Origin of the sequence: Actinomyces sp. SKVG-SVH-4(1) (assembly GCF_048514265.1) — a bacterium.
GTDB classification, from domain to species: Bacteria; Actinomycetota; Actinomycetes; order Actinomycetales; family Actinomycetaceae; genus Actinomyces; species Actinomyces oris.
In genome coordinates, this window is record NZ_JBGEVE010000015.1 from 31,913 (window position 1) to 48,467 (window position 16,555).

14 protein-coding genes are annotated in these 16,555 nt (G+C 71.7%); 9 read left to right on the forward strand and 5 right to left on the reverse strand.

Annotated elements, in window-relative coordinates; genetic code table 11:
* Positions 1 to 96: 96 nt before the first annotated feature.
* Positions 97 to 1,149 (forward strand): GNAT family N-acetyltransferase, encoded by a 1,053-nt coding sequence (locus AB7V09_RS11045; RefSeq protein WP_419143788.1) that lies wholly within the window; start codon positions 97 to 99, stop codon positions 1,147 to 1,149.
* Positions 1,150 to 1,174: 25 nt separating this feature from the next.
* Here AB7V09_RS11045 and AB7V09_RS11050 read toward each other — a convergent pair whose 3' ends face one another.
* Both AB7V09_RS11050 and AB7V09_RS11055 read right to left on the reverse strand, forming a co-directional pair.
* The gene (locus AB7V09_RS11050; protein ID WP_419143789.1) at positions 1,175 to 2,818 is read right to left on the reverse strand and encodes an amidohydrolase family protein; all 1,644 of its coding nucleotides are present in this window, start codon (positions 2,816 to 2,818) and stop codon (positions 1,175 to 1,177) included.
* A gap of 67 nt (positions 2,819 to 2,885) precedes the next feature.
* Positions 2,886 to 5,429 (reverse strand): DNA gyrase/topoisomerase IV subunit A, encoded by a 2,544-nt coding sequence (locus tag AB7V09_RS11055; protein WP_419143790.1) that lies wholly within the window; start codon positions 5,427 to 5,429, stop codon positions 2,886 to 2,888.
* A gap of 151 nt (positions 5,430 to 5,580) precedes the next feature.
* Here AB7V09_RS11055 and AB7V09_RS11060 point away from each other — a divergent pair, with 151 nt between their 5' ends.
* Both AB7V09_RS11060 and AB7V09_RS11065 read left to right on the forward strand, forming a co-directional pair.
* Entirely contained in the window at positions 5,581 to 6,201 is a 621-nt protein-coding gene (locus tag AB7V09_RS11060; RefSeq protein WP_419143791.1) for a DUF5998 family protein, read from the forward strand.
* 11 nt (positions 6,202 to 6,212) lie between these two features.
* Entirely contained in the window at positions 6,213 to 7,556 is a 1,344-nt protein-coding gene (locus AB7V09_RS11065) for an alkaline phosphatase family protein (protein ID WP_419143792.1), read from the forward strand.
* Between the two features lie 41 nt (positions 7,557 to 7,597).
* Here the strand turns inward: AB7V09_RS11065 and sepH are convergent, their stop codons facing one another.
* Positions 7,598 to 9,076: a septation protein SepH gene (gene sepH / locus AB7V09_RS11070; protein WP_419143793.1), complete on the reverse strand. Its 1,479-nt coding sequence runs from the start codon at positions 9,074 to 9,076 to the stop codon at positions 7,598 to 7,600.
* A 320-nt stretch (positions 9,077 to 9,396) separates the two neighbouring features.
* Here sepH and AB7V09_RS11075 point away from each other — a divergent pair, with 320 nt between their 5' ends.
* The 4 genes from AB7V09_RS11075 to AB7V09_RS11090 are packed head-to-tail and all read left to right on the forward strand — an operon-like array spanning position 9,397 to position 11,625.
* Entirely contained in the window at positions 9,397 to 9,702 is a 306-nt protein-coding gene (locus AB7V09_RS11075) for a DUF4193 domain-containing protein (RefSeq protein WP_004565030.1), read from the forward strand.
* Positions 9,703 to 9,729: 27 nt separating this feature from the next.
* Positions 9,730 to 10,437, forward strand: coding sequence for a DUF3710 domain-containing protein (locus tag AB7V09_RS11080; protein ID WP_075379349.1), 708 nt, complete (start codon positions 9,730 to 9,732; stop codon positions 10,435 to 10,437).
* Positions 10,438 to 10,815 carry an OB-fold nucleic acid binding domain-containing protein gene (locus AB7V09_RS11085; protein WP_419143794.1) on the forward strand — a complete coding sequence of 126 codons (378 nt, stop codon included), beginning with the start codon at positions 10,438 to 10,440 and terminating at the stop codon, positions 10,813 to 10,815. It begins immediately after the preceding gene.
* A 33-nt stretch (positions 10,816 to 10,848) separates the two neighbouring features.
* Complete coding sequence (locus AB7V09_RS11090) at positions 10,849 to 11,625, forward strand: DUF3159 domain-containing protein (protein WP_419143795.1); 777 nt, start codon at positions 10,849 to 10,851, stop codon at positions 11,623 to 11,625.
* A 15-nt stretch (positions 11,626 to 11,640) separates the two neighbouring features.
* Here the strand turns inward: AB7V09_RS11090 and AB7V09_RS11095 are convergent, their stop codons facing one another.
* Together AB7V09_RS11095 and AB7V09_RS11100 are read right to left on the reverse strand one after the other, a co-directional pair.
* Positions 11,641 to 12,303 (reverse strand): potassium channel family protein, encoded by a 663-nt coding sequence (locus AB7V09_RS11095; RefSeq protein WP_004565026.1) that lies wholly within the window; start codon positions 12,301 to 12,303, stop codon positions 11,641 to 11,643.
* 3 nt (positions 12,304 to 12,306) lie between these two features.
* The gene (locus AB7V09_RS11100) at positions 12,307 to 12,930 is read right to left on the reverse strand and encodes a potassium channel family protein (protein ID WP_010615099.1); all 624 of its coding nucleotides are present in this window, start codon (positions 12,928 to 12,930) and stop codon (positions 12,307 to 12,309) included.
* A gap of 91 nt (positions 12,931 to 13,021) precedes the next feature.
* Between AB7V09_RS11100 and AB7V09_RS11105 the strand changes: the two genes are divergently transcribed.
* Positions 13,022 to 15,130, forward strand: coding sequence for an APC family permease (locus AB7V09_RS11105; RefSeq protein WP_419143796.1), 2,109 nt, complete (start codon positions 13,022 to 13,024; stop codon positions 15,128 to 15,130).
* Positions 15,127 to 16,524: a class I SAM-dependent RNA methyltransferase gene (locus AB7V09_RS11110; RefSeq protein ID WP_419143797.1), complete on the forward strand. Its 1,398-nt coding sequence runs from the start codon at positions 15,127 to 15,129 to the stop codon at positions 16,522 to 16,524. Before AB7V09_RS11105 ends, AB7V09_RS11110 begins: the two co-directional genes overlap by 4 nt.
* The last annotated feature ends 31 nt before the right edge of the window (positions 16,525 to 16,555 follow it).

Consider the following 16,555-nt stretch of genomic DNA (forward strand, 5'->3'; position numbering starts at 1 on the left):
AAGGTCGGTAACCTTCGTGTCACGGCCCGCCGAAGGTCGAGGCGCGTCGTTCACTGACTGATCGTCATTCTTCGTCCTCATGAGGGAGGTGTGCTGATGACACCCGGTTACGGCATCCGCCGGGCGGGATCCTCACCCTGGCCCATCCTGCGCCCGGGGCCCCGTTCGTCCCTGTCACGGGAGCTGACCTGGCGGCCGCTGGGTCCGGAGGACAACCACGAGTTGGCCGCGCTCATCGCTCGGGCTGAGGACGTCGACAACCCGCCCTACCGCACCAGTGAGCAGGAGACGGCCGAGTACTTCCTCGACCCCACCTACTCCGGGGTCGCCGGGCGTGACACCGACGGCGTCATGCGCGCCTTCGGGCTGGTACGCCTGCGCCCGGCTGGGGAAATCTACGCCTCCATGACCGGCACCGTGGACCCGGCAGTGCGCAACCGCGGCATCGGACGCGCTCTGCTGCACTGGCAGGCCGAGCGGGCCCGCCACCTCGTGGGGGCCGAACGGGCCGGCTCCGTGCCGGGCAAGGGCTCGGCCCAGGTCCCCGCCCACGTGGTCACCACTGTCATGGAGGATGACCAACGCATGCAGGACCACCTCAAGGACATGGGTTTCGAACCCATGCGCTGGTACCGGGAGGTACGCCGTTTCCTCGGTGACGAGATCCCCGAGGTGGACCTGGACGGCTTCATCACCATCGATCCGTGGACCCCTGAGATCGACGACGACGTCCGGCGCGCCTACAACCAGGCCATGGCCGAGACCTGGGAGACGGAGAACGTCACCCCCGAGGACTGGACCGCCGGCAGCGCCTACTTCGCCCCCCAGTGGAGCTTCGTGGCCATGGATCGCTCCGGGGACCGGGCCCGCGTTGCTGGGTACCTGCGCTCGGGCCGCTACGAGCAGGACTGGCAGGCCCTCGGCTGGCGGGAGGGCTACACCGACGTGCTCGGGGTCCTCAGCGACTACCGCCACCGGCAGATCGGGCCCGCGCTGCTGGTGGCCGCCATGCGCGCCTACGCCGCCGACGGCATGGAGTACGCCGCCGCCGGCGTCGACACCGACAACCCCAGCGGCGCCGTGGACCTGTACGAGTCCCTGGGCTACGTGCCCACCCGCGGCACCATCCTCTACGCCCTCGACGTCTGAGTGGGGCGTTCGTCCCCCGGGCGGTTCACCCGTGCAGGTGGGCCACGGCTCCGGCCACCACGGTGGCCACTGGGCGAACGCCCGCCAGCTCCTCGGCCTCCAGGCGCAGGGGGTCCTCGGCCAGGAGCACCAGGTCGGCCTGAGAACCCACCGCCACCGAGCCGGTCCCGTTGACACTGGCCGCCAGCGCCTCCTCGGCCGTCAGGCGCTGATTCGGCGACCACACCGACCCATCCGGCGTCCGACGCCCCACGGCCGCCGACATGGCCAGCCACGGGTCCAAGGGTGCCACCGGCGCATCCGATCCCAGCTGGAGCAGGGCTCCGGCGGCCACCATGTCTGCGAAGGCGTAGGTGCGCCCCTCCAGCCCCGGCCACACTCGGCTCACGGCCGCCCAGTCGTCAATGAGGTGGGCCGGCTGAACCGACAGCTCGATGCCACAGCCCACCAGGCGCCTGAGCGCCCCGTCAGGCTCGTCGAGGGCGTCGGCCGGGAGCAGCTGGGCGTGCTCCAGGCGCCCGGCGGCACCCGAGTGCGCGAAGGCCGCGGCGACGTCGTCGACCGCCGCGTCCCCGATGGCATGGATGGCCATCTCATAACCCTGCCGGGAGGCGTGGGCCATGAGGTCGGTGAGCTCGGCGCGGTCGATGTTGACTACGCCGTGGGGGTGGTCAACCCCCAGCTCGGCCGGGTAGGGCGCGCACATGTGCGCGCTGCCCGAGCCCATCGAGCCGTCAGCGATCACCTTGAGCGGCCCCTGCACCAGCACCGGGGATCCGTCGGGCAAGCGGGGTGAACCCGCCAGCCCCGTCCCGGTGCGCAGGCCCCGGGCGGTCCACCGCTCCAGCTTGTCGCGGTAGACCCCGATGCGGATGCGGGGCAGCACCTGGGGAAGAACGCCCTGGTCCGTCATGGCCCGCAGGCGCCGCGGCCAGTCATCGGGATCCTCCGACCAGCTCATGTCCACCACGCCGGTGATGCCCCGGGACAGCATGTCAGTCAGGACCTGCCGGTAGCCGGACTCCCGCAGCTCGCGCGTCCCGGGCACCTCATCGAGGCGGTCCAGCAGGGCGAACCACGGGTCCTCCTTCATCGGTGCTCCCGGGTCCTGGGGGCTGGCCCCCGGTAGGCCGAAGACACGCAGCGCCGCCGAGTTCAGCCACCCGGAGTGCACGTCCCCGGAGATGAGCAGCGTGGGAACCTCCCCGGTGACAGCGTCGAGCTCGGCCACCGTGGGCACCCGGGGCCAGTTGGACAGGCGGTGCCCGAAGCTCTGGATCGTGGCCGGCCGCGAACCGGCCGGATGATCCCGCAGCGCCCGGGCCACCAGCTCCAGGGCCTCCTCGGCGCTGCGGGTGGCCAGCGTGTCAATACGCGCCGAGCGCGCCGCCTCCATGTCCAGGTGGGCGTGAGCGTCCCACAGGCCGGGAATGAGGAAGGAGCCCTCGGCATCAAGGACCCGTGTCCCGGGAGCACTCGACCCCTGTCCCACCTCGACGACCCGGCCCGCCTTGATACGCACATCCATGGGCTCACCCGGAGGCGGCGGCGCAGCCAAGGCGCCGGGGTGAGGGTCACCTCGGCGCAGCGCACCCAGCTCGGTGCGGGACCGGAAAGGGACGATGCGCGCGCCCTTGATAAGCAGGTCTGCGGAGGGTTGATCGGCCATGCGCCACTGTAGACACAGCCGCCATACTCGTGGGCGGCTCCCCGAGACGCTGCTGCGACAGGCCCCGTCAGCCGATTCCGATGATGGGGGCCGGTAGCGGTGAGCCGGAGCCGTCACGCCGCTCATCGGGCTCCGGCAGCGCGACCGGCTTGCCGCCCTCGCGCAGCGCCCGCGGCGGGGCCACCCCCACCCAGGCCACCATCAGCTCGTCCTCACCGCGCAGGAACCGGTGCGACCGGACCCCGCCCGTGGCCCGTCCCTTCGCCGGGTAGCGATCCAAGGGCGTGACCTTGACACTGCCCCCGCCGGTGCCCGGGAGCGAGCCCTCGGAGCCCGCCACCGTCACCACGACGGCCTCGGCCAGGAGCTCCTCAGGAACCGCCGCACCGGCGATGACCCGGGCGCCCTCATGAAGCGAGATCCCCGCCATGCCGCCGGCGCCCCGGCCCTGCGGACGCACCTTGGCGGCCTGGAACCGCAGCAACTGGGCGTCGGAGGTCACCAGTGCCAGGAAGTCCGTGTCCGCCGCGGTTCCGGCGAAGACCACCCGGTCGCCCTCGGACAGGGAGATGACCTCCCAGCTCTCGGCGTTCCTGGGCTCGTCACCGGGCTTGACCCGCTTGATGACGCCCTCAGCCGTGGCCAGGACGATCGGCGGGTTGTCGACCGACCCCACCGGGACCAGCCCCACCACCTTCTCCTCCGGCTCGATGTCCACCAGCTGGCGAACCTGAGTCGCACCAGCCAGCCCCGGGGCCCCCTCGGTGCGGGGCACCTCCGTGGTGGAGACGACGTCGAGCAGCACCAGCCGCCCGGTGTCAGTGACCGCGCCGATGCGCCCACGCGCCGTGGTAGCCACCTGGGAGGTCAGGGCGTCGTGGGGCTGGCGCCCACCGGTGCGGGCCACCGGCTCGGTGCCGGCAGTGCGCGCCACCAGTCCGGTGGCCGACAGCACCACCCGGCACGGGTCGTCAGGGACGGTCAGCGGCACCGGGGAGGCGCTGGGCATGAGCGTCATCGGCTGAGTGGAGGCGCCGGCCCGCTTCGTCTCGCCGCCTGAGGCGGAGGCATCGTCCGCAGTCGTAGCAGCAGCCGACGACGTGACGCGCTCACCGGAGGCCTCCAGCAGCAACGTGCGCCGTGGGGTGCCGAACTGCTCGGCCACGGCCGCCAGCTCACGGGAGACCACGCGCCGCAGCAGCACGTCGTCGGCCAGGATCGCCTCGAGGGCCTCGATCTCGCGGGCCAGCTCGTCGCGCTCCTTCTCCAGCTCGATCACCGAGAACTTCGTGAGCCGCCGCAGCTGGAGCTCAAGGATGTAGCCGGCCTGCGGCTCGGTGAGGTCGAAGACCTGCATGAGCCGGGTTCGCGCCGTGGCGGCGTCGTCGGAGGAGCGGATGACGGCGATGACCTTATCGATGTCGAGGATGGCGATGAGCAGGCCGTCCACCAGGTGGGCGCGCTCGCGACGCTTGCCCAGGCGGAACCGGGTGCGCCGGGTGACCACCGTGAGGCGGTGGCGCACGAACACGTCCAGCAGCTCGCGCAGCCCCAGGGTGTGAGGCTGCCCGTCCACGAGGGAGACGTTGTTGATACCGAAGGAGTCCTCCAGCGGCGTGTGCTTGTAGAGCTGGGCCAGGACCGCCTCGGGGTTGTAGCCGTTCTTGACGCTGATGACCAGGCGGGTGCCGTGCTTGCGGTCGGTGAGGTCGGCGACGTCGGTGATCCCCTGGAGCTTCTTGGAGCCCACCGCCTCCTTGATGCGGGCGATGACCTTCTCCGGCCCCACCATGTAGGGCAGCTCGGTGACCACGATGCCCTTGCGGCGCGGGGAGACGGACTCCACGTGAGCGGTGGCCCGCGTGAGGAACTTGCCGCGCCCCGTGCGGTAGGCCTCCCGGATTCCGTCCAGGCCCACGATCATGCCGCCGGCGGGCAGGTCCGGCCCCGGCACGAAGGCCATGAGCTCCTCCAGAGTCGCCTCCGGGTGAGTCAGCAGGTGCCGGGCGGCGGCCACCACCTCCACCAGGTTGTGCGGCGGCATGTTCGTGGCCATACCCACCGCGATACCCGCCGCGCCATTGACCAGCAGGTTCGGGAAGGCCGCCGGCAGCACCTCGGGCTCGGTGAGCGTGTAGTCGTAGTTGGGGGAGAAGTCGACCGTGTCCTCATCCAGGTCCGCCGTCAGCGCCAGGGCCGAGGCGGCCAGGCGCGCCTCGGTGTAGCGGGGGGCCGCCGGCCCATCGTCCAGAGAGCCGAAGTTGCCGTGACCGTCAATGAGCGGCAGGCGCATCGTGAAGGGCTGGGCCAGGCGCACCAGCGCCTCATAGATCGCGGTGTCCCCGTGAGGGTGGAGCCGCCCCATGACATCGCCCACGACCCGGGAGGACTTCACGTGCGGACGATCCGGGCGCAGCCCCATCCGATCCATCTGGAACAGGATGCGGCGCTGAACCGGCTTGAGCCCGTCGCGGGCGTCAGGCAGGGCGCGCGCGTAGATGACGGAGTAGGCGTACTCCAGGAAGCTGGTGCGCATCTCCGTGGACAGGTCGAGATCGACGATCTCCCCGTCGGTCGGGGGAGGAGTCCGGGTGGTGGCAGACTTCGGCATGGGCGCATTCTCCGAGGAATCGGGCCGAAAACAAACCACGACACCCGGGCGTGACAGGTCAGACGCGCTAGCCGGCAGCGATCGGCCCGCCTCGAGCAAGGGGACATCGGTGCTCGACGGCGCAGGGGCGGACGATGGCACAATGGCGACCATGACGACCCACTCAGGCCGCAGCTCGGCCACCGGTCCCGCCTCGCACGAGGCGTCCCAGGAGGCCTTCGCAGACCTGGTGCAGCAGGTGGAGCTCGCCGGCTACTACCCCGAGCTGGTGCTCGACACCCTCCGCCTGGCCACGGGCGAGGAGGAGATCCTCTCCGGCATGGTCCAGTCCGAGACCACCTTCGCCGAGGCGGTCCACCGCCACCTGACCGTCCTGGCCCTGACCCCCAGCCGCCTCATCATCGTCCACGTTGACGACACCCCTCGCGACGACGGCAGCCCCGGCGCCCTGGCCACCAGCGAGGCCGTCCCACTCAGCCGTATCCGCTCCATGGCCCTGACCCGCGGCGTGGTCGACCCTGCCCGGGGTGGAGGAACCCTCACCGAGATGACGATCGCGGTCTCCTGGGGCTCGGTGCGCCGTATCGACATGGAGCCGGCCACCTGCGGCGACCCCGACTGCCAGGCCGACCACGGCATGACCGGTGTGTCCGTGCCCGACGACGTCGTCATCCGCGTGGCCGCGGGCGTGGAGGGCGCCGCCGCCCTGGCCCGCGCCGAGACCTTCGCTGGCCGGCTCTCACAGATGGCGGCCCGCGCCGCCGCCCTGTGACGGGGCCGGGGATGGGCCCCCTGACCGCCGGCAGGCAGCCCGCATCGGCACCCGCCCCGGACTGTCCGCAGGATCCGGCGCTCCGCTACGTCCTGGCGGTGGGCGCCGTCAGTGCCGGACTGAGCCTGGCTGACACCGAGCACGACGGCGATACCGGCCGTGATGCCGTCCTCAGCCCCACCGGTGGCCCCGCTGAACCAGTCGTCTCCGACGCCCGGGCACGCGCGGTCGCCCGCAGCTGGGGGATCGAGCCGGCCGGTGAGCCCGGGCAGGCCGGTGGCGGCCCGGGAACCGTTGTCGTCCTCGTGGACGGTCTGGGCCTGGAGATGCTTCGCCAGCGTCGCGGGCACACCCCCACCCTGCGCCAGTGGCTGGCGCAGCGCGAGGCCGCCACTGCCGCAACCGGCGCAGGAATCCTCACCTGCCGACCCTCGACGACGGCTGCGGCCCTGACCATGCTGGGCACCTCCGCCCTGCCCGGCACCACCGGCATGGTCGGCTACTCGGTGCTCAACCCCCGCCTGCGGTCCCCTCTTGCTGCCTCCGCCGTCCCCGGCCCCGATCAGGTCCTCAGCCTCATCACCTGGAAGGGCGACAATGTCCCCAGCCCCGCCTCCTGGCAGGACGTGCCCACGATCTTCGAACGTCTCCCGGCCGGGAGCGCGGTGAGTATCGGACCGAGCCGGTTTGCCGGCTCCGGCCTGACCGAGGCCGCCCTACGAGGCGCCTCGCACCTGGGGGCCGACCGGCTGGAGGACCGGCCCGGCCTGGCTGCCGGAGCCCTGCGCCGCGGCATGCCACTGGTCTACCTCTACGTCGGCGAGCTGGACAAGACCGGTCATAAGCACGGGTGGCTCAGTGAGCAGTGGCTGGCCCAGCTGGAGCGCCTCGACGCCGCCATGGCCGAGCTGGCCCGCCGTGTTCCCGCCGGAACCAGGATCCTCCTCAGCGCCGACCATGGCATGGTCGACACTGATCCCGACCACCGCATCGACCTGAGCGCCCACCGCGAGCTCGTCCGCGACGTCGTCGCCGTGGCCGGTGAGCCCAGGCTGACGCACCTGCACGTGGCCGACGGCGACGTGGGCCTGGCCGCCGAGGTGGCCCAGCGCTACCGCCACGTCCTGGGAGATCGGGCGATGTGGATCGGGACCAGGGAGCAGGCCGGCGAGCACCTGGGACCCCTCGGAGCGCGAGCACGGGGCGTCGTCGGGGACGTCGTCGTGGCCATGGCCGAGAACTGGGTCCTCGTGGACCCCCGGGTCCACTCCGAGGCCGCCATCGCCATGCCCGGCGTCCACGGCTCCTTCACCCCGGCCGAGACCGAGGTGCCGCTGCTCATCACCGAGGCCTGAGAGCTCGGCCACTCGGGAGCTACTCGGCGGCTCCGCAGGGGCTACTCGGGCCTGGCTCCGAAGACGATCTCATCCCAGGAGGGCACGGAGCGCCGTGAGCGACGGCGGGACTTCTTCTTGGTCGGAGGCGTCCTGGGCATGTCGGGCAGGGGCTCCTGCGTACCCGCCGCCGAGGCGGCAGACGGACCGGGGGAGGCCTTGGCCAGGACCTCGGAGCGCGAGGGCATGGGGATCTCCGGCACCGGCTCAGTGGGGCTGTCCGCCCCCAGCGGTGCTCGACGTCCCACGGGGATGCGCTCCACCGCGGGGCTCGGGGCGGACGGTGCCGCCGAGGGGGCGCTGGAGGCCGTCACCAGCCGGGTTCCGGCGGGATGGTTGCCGGTGTGCAGACGCCTGCGCTCCGACATCGAGTAGACCTGCGCGCTCAGGCCCGCGGTCTGCTCCAAGGGCTCATCGTCAGCCCTGGAGCCGACCTCGGCGCGGCGCTCCTCCATGCCCCGGGCCGGGGGTGAGGGGACCTCGGGGCTCTCAGGGCTGCTGGTGTAGTCGATGCCGTGGGGATCGGTGAAGGCGTCCTCATCCGCGTTACCCTCACCGCCGAAGCCGCTCAGGTCGTCGTCCTGGGGCATCTCCACCTCGACGCGCCGGCCCCGGCTGGAGGCCAGGTCGGCCAGCAGCGCGTCGGTGTCATCGGCCGACATGGCGCCACTGGTGGGGCGACCGTACTCACGAACCGGCAGCATCCCGGCGGGCATCTCGACGGCCAGCCCGGTGGACTCGCCGGAGGCCGCGGCCGGGGCGGAGGCCGCCGAGACCGCGCTGCCTGCCGCTGAGCCCGCGGCCGCGGGGGAGTGCCCAGACTGGGCCGACGGCACAGAGGCTGAGGCCCCAGGGGCCTTGGAGTCCTGGTCGAAGACGGCCGGGCGCTTGGTTCCCGCTCCGGCCTCGGTGAGCCAGCGAGCCTCGTCGTCCAGGGCATGAACCGCGCGGGCGGTCAGGTCCAGTGACCAGCGCGCCTGCTTCTCCTCGGCGGACTGCACGAAGGTCACCATGATGAGCCAGGGGTCGCGGCCCTCGCGCAGCGCGTCCCACTCGAGGCTGGAGGGGTCGACGCCGCGCGTGGCCAGGCGGTCCACCACCAGCTCGCCGAGGAGGGGGGAGTCCTTCTCCCAGCCGATCCGGCAGGACTGGGCCTGCGAGACGGCCCACTGGCGCTCGGCGAGCACCGGCCCCTCGAAACGGCGCACGTGCTCCACGTCCATGCCCGTGCTGATCGCCACCTCAGCAGCGGTCGCGCCGGCGCGCATGTAGGCCTGGAGCTGCCGGGGGCGCAGGGGCGCCGGCGCCTCGGCGACCGTCCCCGACGGGGGCAGGATCGCTCCGCGGTCACGGCGCACCGCGGCCCTGAGGGCGTCATCGACGACGATGCTGTAACGCTCGCCGTCCTCGTCGGTCATGACAATCGTGTCACCGTTGGCACCCAGCAGCTCGAGTTCGACCATGGGCGGGGCCTCCTTCATCCCGTGTCAGCACGATATGCTCCACTGTGCCTCACAGCCTGCCATCCGCAGGCGCCCAGCCGTGGGAGGCGCAGCGGTGTGCCACATGTGAACCACGTGTGAATACCCTCGTGAAATCCCCCGGGTCGGGCGCACCGCAAACCAATCGTGCTCCTTCGTCGGGCGATTTGGCTTGACGACCCACCTGGCGGTGCTATTGTGCGCGTGCCTTCCGGGACGAGGGCGCCGAATCCTCGGCGCGACGCCGGCGCGCGTGCACGGCTCAGCTCCCGCCTTGTGAAGGTCACCCGAGAGCCGTCGACAGAAAGAGTGACGAGGCCATGGCGACCGACTACGACGCCCCGCGCAAGAATGATGACGAGCCCGAGGCCGATTCCATCGAAGAGCTGACCTCGAGGCAGAAGGACCAGTCATCCGCCGCGATCGAGGAGGACGAGAACGAGGCCGCCGAGGGCTTCGAGCTACCCGGGGCGGACCTGTCCCGGGAGGAGCTGAGCGTTCACGTCGTGCCCCAGCTCGAGGACGAGTTCACCTGCTCGGAGTGCTTCCTCGTCCATCACCGCAGCCAGCTGGCCTTCGTCGACGAGGCGACCGGTCTTCCGGTGTGCGCCGACTGCGCCGGCTGACGCTCCCACCCAACTCAGGAGATCCCCATGGGACTGTTCTCGCGCCGTCGTGACGACGCAACCACCGATTCTGACGAGTCCGTCCTCGGGCGCGACCTCGGCGACGACGCCCTCGACGAGGCCGCCGCCTCCGGCCCCTGGGACCTCAGTGAGCTGCCCGAGGACCAGGAGGAGGTGCCCCGCATCGACCTGGGCTCGCTGCAGGTCCCGGCCGTCGACGGGATGCAGCTGCGCCTGGAGCAGGCGCCCGACGGCACCGTCACCGCCGTCGTCCTGGCGCTGGGTGGCTCGGCGCTCGAGCTGCGGGCCTTCGCAGCGCCGCGCACCGCGGGCATCTGGGACGAGCTGCGCGGTGACATCGCCAACGAGCTCGCTGGGAACGGTGCCCGTTACGAGGAGAGCCACGGGGAGCACGGCACCGAGCTGGTCGCTCACCTGCCCATGCGTGGCCCCGACGGCACGATGGCGACCGGCACGATCCGGTTCCTGGGGATCGACGGCCCCCGCTGGTTCCTGCGCGGCGTCCTCCAGGGGCCCGCCGCCTCCTCCGAGCACTCCGCCCAGGCGCTGCGGGAGGTGCTGCGCGGAATCGTCGTCGTCCGCGATGGCCAGGCCCGTCCGCCCCGCGAGATCCTGCCCCTGCACGCGCCCGGGGCCGTCACCGGCCCCGAGGCCGAGGACCTGCCCGGCATCGACCCGCTGGCGCCCGGACCGACCGTCGCCGAAGTGCGTTAGATGGGGGCGCTGTCGGCGCGGGTCAAGCGGCTCTACGAGCCGCTGCGCACCAGCCGCGAGCACTTGGAGGCCGAGGATGAGGAGCGCTCCGCCAGCCGGCGGGGCACCGATCCGATCGGCTCACTGACCTCGCGCCAGCGGACCTGCGTCTCCGGTGTGCTTCAGGCGGTCACCTACCGCTCGAGCCAGGACAAGCCCATCCTCGTCGGGCAGCTCTACGACGGCACCGGCAGCATTGACCTGGTGTGGTGGGGCCGGCGACGCATCCCCGGCATCAAGCCAGGGGCCCATCTTCTCGCTGAGGGGCGGGTCGCCGACGGCACCCACCGCCAGCAGATCCACAACCCCGCCTATCGCCTGCTGGGGCCGGGGCAGTAGCAACCGGCAGCCACCTGCGGGAAGGACCATTGAATGAGCAGCCGTTCCACTGGAACCACCCGTACGGGCCTGGGGGCCATTGACTCCAAGCACTTCGACGCCATCGCGGCCGTGGGCGGGTGGCGCGGCATCCTGGAGTCCGTCGTCCCCACCCTCATGTTCGTCCTGGTCATGGCGGTGCGCCCCGCCGCCCTGGTGGCGGCCCTGCTCGCCTCCCTGGCCATCAGCGCCATCTGCCTCGTGGCCCGCCTGGCGCAGCGCCAGTCCCCGGCTCAGGTCGTCGGCGGGGCCGTGCTGGTCCTCGTCTCGGCCCTGTGGGCCTGGCGCAGCGGCGACGCCTCCAACTTCTACGCCACCGGCCTCATGATTAATGCGGCCTGGCTGGTCGCTTGCCTGGTCTCCCTGCTCATCGGCTGGCCGATCGTGGGCGCCCTCATGACTCTGTGGCATCGCGTCACCGACGAGTCGGCTCACGCCGAGGGAAGCCAGGCGAGCCGGGACTCGGGTCGCGCCGAGACTCCACAGGCCGACGACGACCTCGCCGCCCGCCCCTCGGCCTGGCGCACCGAGCCGGCCCTGCGCCATGTTCGGCGCCGCTACCACGCGGGCACCTGGGTCCTGACGCTCATGTTCGCCCTGCGGCTCGTCGTCGAGGTGCCCCTCTACCTGGCCGGCGCCCACGCGGTGTCCTACCTCGGGGCGGCCCGCCTCATTCTGGGCGTGCCGCTGTACGCCGTGACCCTGTGGTTCATCTGGCTGCTCGTGGCACCCAGCCGGATCGCCCAGGCTCAGGCGGCTGCCCAGCGGTAGCGCCGCCTCCCACCGTCAGGTGAAGATGAGGGGCAGCTCCTTCAGGCTGGACTCTCCCTCCCGTGCCGTGAGGAAGATGAGCTCGTCGCCGCGCTCGAAGCGCTCGTCGCGGTCCGGTGTGATGGGACGGTAGTCGCGCAGGATCGCCGCCAGCACCGTGTGGGGCGGCAGCTCGATGTCGGTGACGAGTTCGCCAATGACCGGTGAGTCCTCCGGCAGGGTCAGCTCGTGCATGGAGGCGCCCGACTGGTGGAAGTGGAAGATGCTCACCAGGCTGCCGACACTGACGGCCTCCTCCACCAGGGCCGTCATGAAACGCGGGGTGGACACGGCCACGTCCACGCCCCAGGTCTCATCGAAGAGCCACTCGCTCTTGGGGTTGTTGACGCGGGCGACTGTGCGAGGCACCCCGTACTCGGTCTTGGCCAGCAGGGAGATGACCAGGTTGGCCTTGTCATCCCCGGTGGCGGCCACGATGACGTCGCAGGTCTCGGCCCCGGCGCGCTCGAGGGCGTCGATGTCGCAGGCGTCGGCCAGCTGCCAGTCGGCCTGCGGTACTGAGGCGATGCGCATGGCCTCGGTGGAACGGTCGACGAGGGTGACCTCGTGACCGTGGCTGATGAGCTCGCGGGCGATGGAACGGCCCACGGATCCGGCTCCGGCGATGACGATCTGCATGGCTCAGGCCTCCTGGGTCGGGGCGTGTGACAGGGCGCGGCGGACCTGGCCGATACGGTCGGTGCTCACCGCCAGGTGCAGTCGATCGTGCTCCTGGATGACGGTGGCGGCCTCGGGCAGCAGCGCCGTGGCATCGCGTGAGATCCAGGCCACCCGCACCCTGAGGCGGTCCTCCAGTACCCCGATCGTCGTACCGACCCACTGCGGGGAGGCGTTGGGCTGGATGAGAGCGACCGTGCCCGAGGGGTCCTCCAGTTCGCGGGCGCTGGAGCCCGGCAGGATACGGCGCATCATCTGGTCGGCCGTCTGACGCACGGTGGCCACGGTGGGGATGCCCAGGCGCTCGTAGACGTCGGCCCGCCGCGAGTCATAGATCCGGGCGACGACGTTGTCCACGCCGAAGCTCTCCCTGGCTACCCGCGCAGCCACGATGTTGGAGTTGTCCCCGTTGGACACGGCGACGAAGGCGTAGGCCTCGTCGATGCCCGCCTGCTCCAGGGCGTCGCGGTCGTAACCGACCCCCTTGACCTTGCGGCCGTTGAAGTCCGAGGGCAGGCGGCGGAAAGCGTCCGCGGAGCGGTCGATGACGGACACCGAGTGCCCCATACGGTCGAGCTGAACAGCCATGGACGCTCCGACGCGGCCACAGCCCATGATGACGAAGTGCACGAGGAGGACGGTACTCCGTTGTCGGGCCGCGGACGTAACATCTGGAGACGTGCGTGACTTCGCAGACCGCATCAAGCGGCTTCTCGTCGGCCGTCCTGTTCCCAGCGGAGCTCTGGGGGAGACGCTCCTGCCCAAGAGGATCGCCCTTCCGGTATTCGCCTCCGACGCCCTGTCCTCCGTGGGCTACGCCCCCGATGAGGTGCTCATCACCCTGGCCGTGGCGGGCGTTGCGGCCACCTCCCTGTCGCCGTGGGTGGCCCTGGCCGTCGTCGGCGTCCTGGCCGTCGTCGTGGCCTCCTACCGCCAGACCGTCCACGCCTATCCCTCGGGCGGCGGCGACTACGAGGTGGTCTCGGCCAATCTCGGCTCCCACGCCGGGCTTCTGGTGGCCTCGGCCCTGCTGAGCGACTATGTCCTGACCGTTGCGGTCTCGGTGTCCTCGGGAACCTCTTACCTCGCGGCCGCCCTGCCCGCCCTGGTCCCCTACAAGGTGGAGATCGCCGTCGCGGTCGTCACCGTCCTGGCCGTGCTCAACATGCGCGGCTCACGCGAGTCGGGCCGGGCCTTCGCCATTCCCACCTACCTGTACATGGGCGTCATCGGCATCATGGCCGTCGTCGGGCTCGTCCAGGAGCTGACCGGGACTCTCGGGCGGGCCGAGTCGGCCGGCTTCGACGTCGTCACTCACGCCGGCTGGGAGCAGGGCCTGACCGGCCTGGCCGGAGGCTTCCTGGTTCTGCGGGCCTTCTCCTCGGGGTGCGCGGCCCTGACCGGTGTGGAGGCGATCTCCAACGGCGTGCCCAGCTTCCAGCGCCCCAAGTCCCGCAACGCCGCCACGACGCTGCTGCTCCTGGGGGTGATCGCCGCGCTGATGCTCATGAGCGTCATCCACCTGGCCGGCGCCGTCGGCGTGCGCATGGTGGAGGACCCGGCCCACCAGCTCCTGCACAACGGCGTCCCGGTCGGGGACGGCTACCACCAGGACCCCGCGATCGGACAGATCGCCGCCACCGTCTTCTCCGGCTTCCGCCCGATGTTCTACCTGGTCGCCACCGTCACCGGGCTGATCCTGGTCCTGGCCGCCAACACCGCCTTCAACGGGTTCCCGGTGCTGGCCAGCGTCCTGGCCCGTGACGAGTTCCTGCCCCGCCAGCTGTCCCAGCGCGGCGACCGCCTGGCCTTCTCCAACGGCATCATCGTCCTGTGGCTGGGGGCCGTGGCCTTCCTCATCGGCTTCGAGGCCAACACGACCCGTCTCATCCAGCTCTACATCGTGGGAGTGTTCATCTCCTTCTCGCTCTCCCAAGTGGGCATGGTGCGTCACTGGACGCGCGAGCTGACTATCGCCACCGAGCCCAGGGACCGCTCGCGCATGCACCGCGCCCGCATCATCAACTCCATCGGTGTGCTGGGCACCGGGACGGTCCTGGTCATCGTCCTGCTCACCAAGCTCACCCGGGGAGCCTGGATCACCCTGACGATCATGGCGCTGCTCTACCTGGTGATGAACCGGATCCGCCGCCACTACCGCAGGGTCAGCGAGGAGGTGGCCATCTCCGACCTCCACGACGCCCGCGTCCTGCCGGCCCACGTCCACGCCATCGTCCTGGCCTCCCGTCTCCACCAGCCCACGCTGCGGGCCCTGACCTACGCCCAGTCGACCCACCCCACCGTTCTGGAGGCCCTGACGGTGGACACCGGCGACGGCGGCGCCGAGCGCCTCCTGGACGCCTGGGAGGAGGCCGACATCGCCGTGCCCCTGACGGTCCTGGACTCCCCCTACCGGGACATCACCCGCCCGGTCATCAACTACGTACGCTCGGTGCGCCGCGAGTCCCCCCGCGACCTCATCGTCGTCTTCCTGCCCGAGTACATCGTGCGCCACTGGTGGGAGCAGATCCTCCACAACCAGACCGCCCTGCGCCTCAAGACCGTCCTGCTGTTCACCCCGGGCGTCGTCGTGGCCTCCGTGCCCTGGCAGCTGGGACTGCCCGGTCAGCGGCACATCCACCACGGCGTGCGCGCCCGCACCGCCGAGGGCATCATCGACGCCGACGTCGCCATGCGTCGTCACGTCGACAGCCACCTCAGCCACCTCGACCAGCACAGTCCCGCCGGCGCCGGCGGCGTCGGTGCCGACTCCCAGGAGAATCGATGACCCCCCAGCCCAGCCGGAGCGCAGACCAGCCCGCCCCCAGCCGTGGTGAGCCGCGCGAGCTGACCCTGGCGGTGGGGGCGCCCGCGCACGGCGGGCACTGCGTGGCCCGCCCCGTGGACGACCCGGGTGGTCGCGTCATCTTCGTGCGCCACGCCCTGCCCGGTGAGACGGTGCGGGCCCGCCTGACCGAGATGACCTCGCGGACCTGGCGTGCCGACGCCGTTGAGATCCTCCAGGCCTCCCCGGACCGCGTCGAGTCCGTCTGGCCCGAGGCCGGCCCGGCCGGCGTGGGTGGGGGAGAGCTCGCCCATGTGGCCCTGGACGCCCAGCGCACCTGGAAGCGCTGGGTCCTGGCCGACTGCCTGCGCCGGATCGGCGGGCAGGAGGTGGCCGACGCCGTCGCCGCCCTGCCCGAGGCCTCCGCCGCAGCCGCCGTGCCGATCGAGCCCATGCCCGCCGACGCCGCGGCCCAGGCCTCCAACAGCGCCCGGCGGCGTGCCCTGGCCGGAACCGCCACCCGGACCCGCGTGAGCCTGACGGTCGGTGAGGACGGCAGGCCCGGCATGCACGCCTTCCGCTCCGGGACGGTCCTGCCCCTGCGCCGCCTGCCCCTGGCGGTTGACGCCATCACCGAGATCGGGCTGCTGGAGCGCTCCCGCTGGCGCGCCCACTACCGGCCCGGCATGCGCATCGAGGCCATCGCACCCAGCGGCGGTGAGCCCGTCGTCCTGCTCGACGAGCGGCTCCTGACCGCCCAGGCCCGCAGCACCGGGCGGCGCAGGGTCCGGGAGGTCGTGGACGCCTCGGCCCTGGGGCTGGGGGAGCTGACTTACTCCGTCCACGCCGAGGGCTTCTGGCAGGTCCACGTCGACGCCCCTCGGGTGCTTGTCGAGCGCGTTGTACGCGGCGCCCTGGGGGCGGACCTCGATGGTGCCGCGGGCAGCCGCGTCCTGGAGCTCTATTCAGGGGCCGGCCTGTTCACCCTGCCGCTGGCCGCCCTGGTGGGCAGCAGCGGCGAGGTCGTGTCCCTGGAGGGCAATGAGCAGGCCGTTCGTGACGCCCGCCGCACGCTTCACGACCAGCCCTCCGCGCGCCTGGCCTCGGGCCGCGTCAGCGCCCGCTCGGTGCGAGAGCTCGCCGGCTCCCTCACCGGTGGCCGCCCCGACGTCGTCATCCTCGACCCGCCCAGGCAGGGGGCGGGGCGCGAGGTCATCGAGGCCGTCGGCGCCCTGGGGGCCGAGCGGATCGTCCTGGTGGCCTGCGACCCGGCGGCGCTGGCCCGGGACCTGGGAACCCTCCTGCGCTCGGGCTACGCGCTGGGCTCCATGAGCGCGCTGGACATGTTCCCGCACACTCACCACTTCGAGACGATCGCGGTGCTCGAGCGCTCCTGAACAGGGGGCGTTAGCAGGGTTGCGTGCGGCC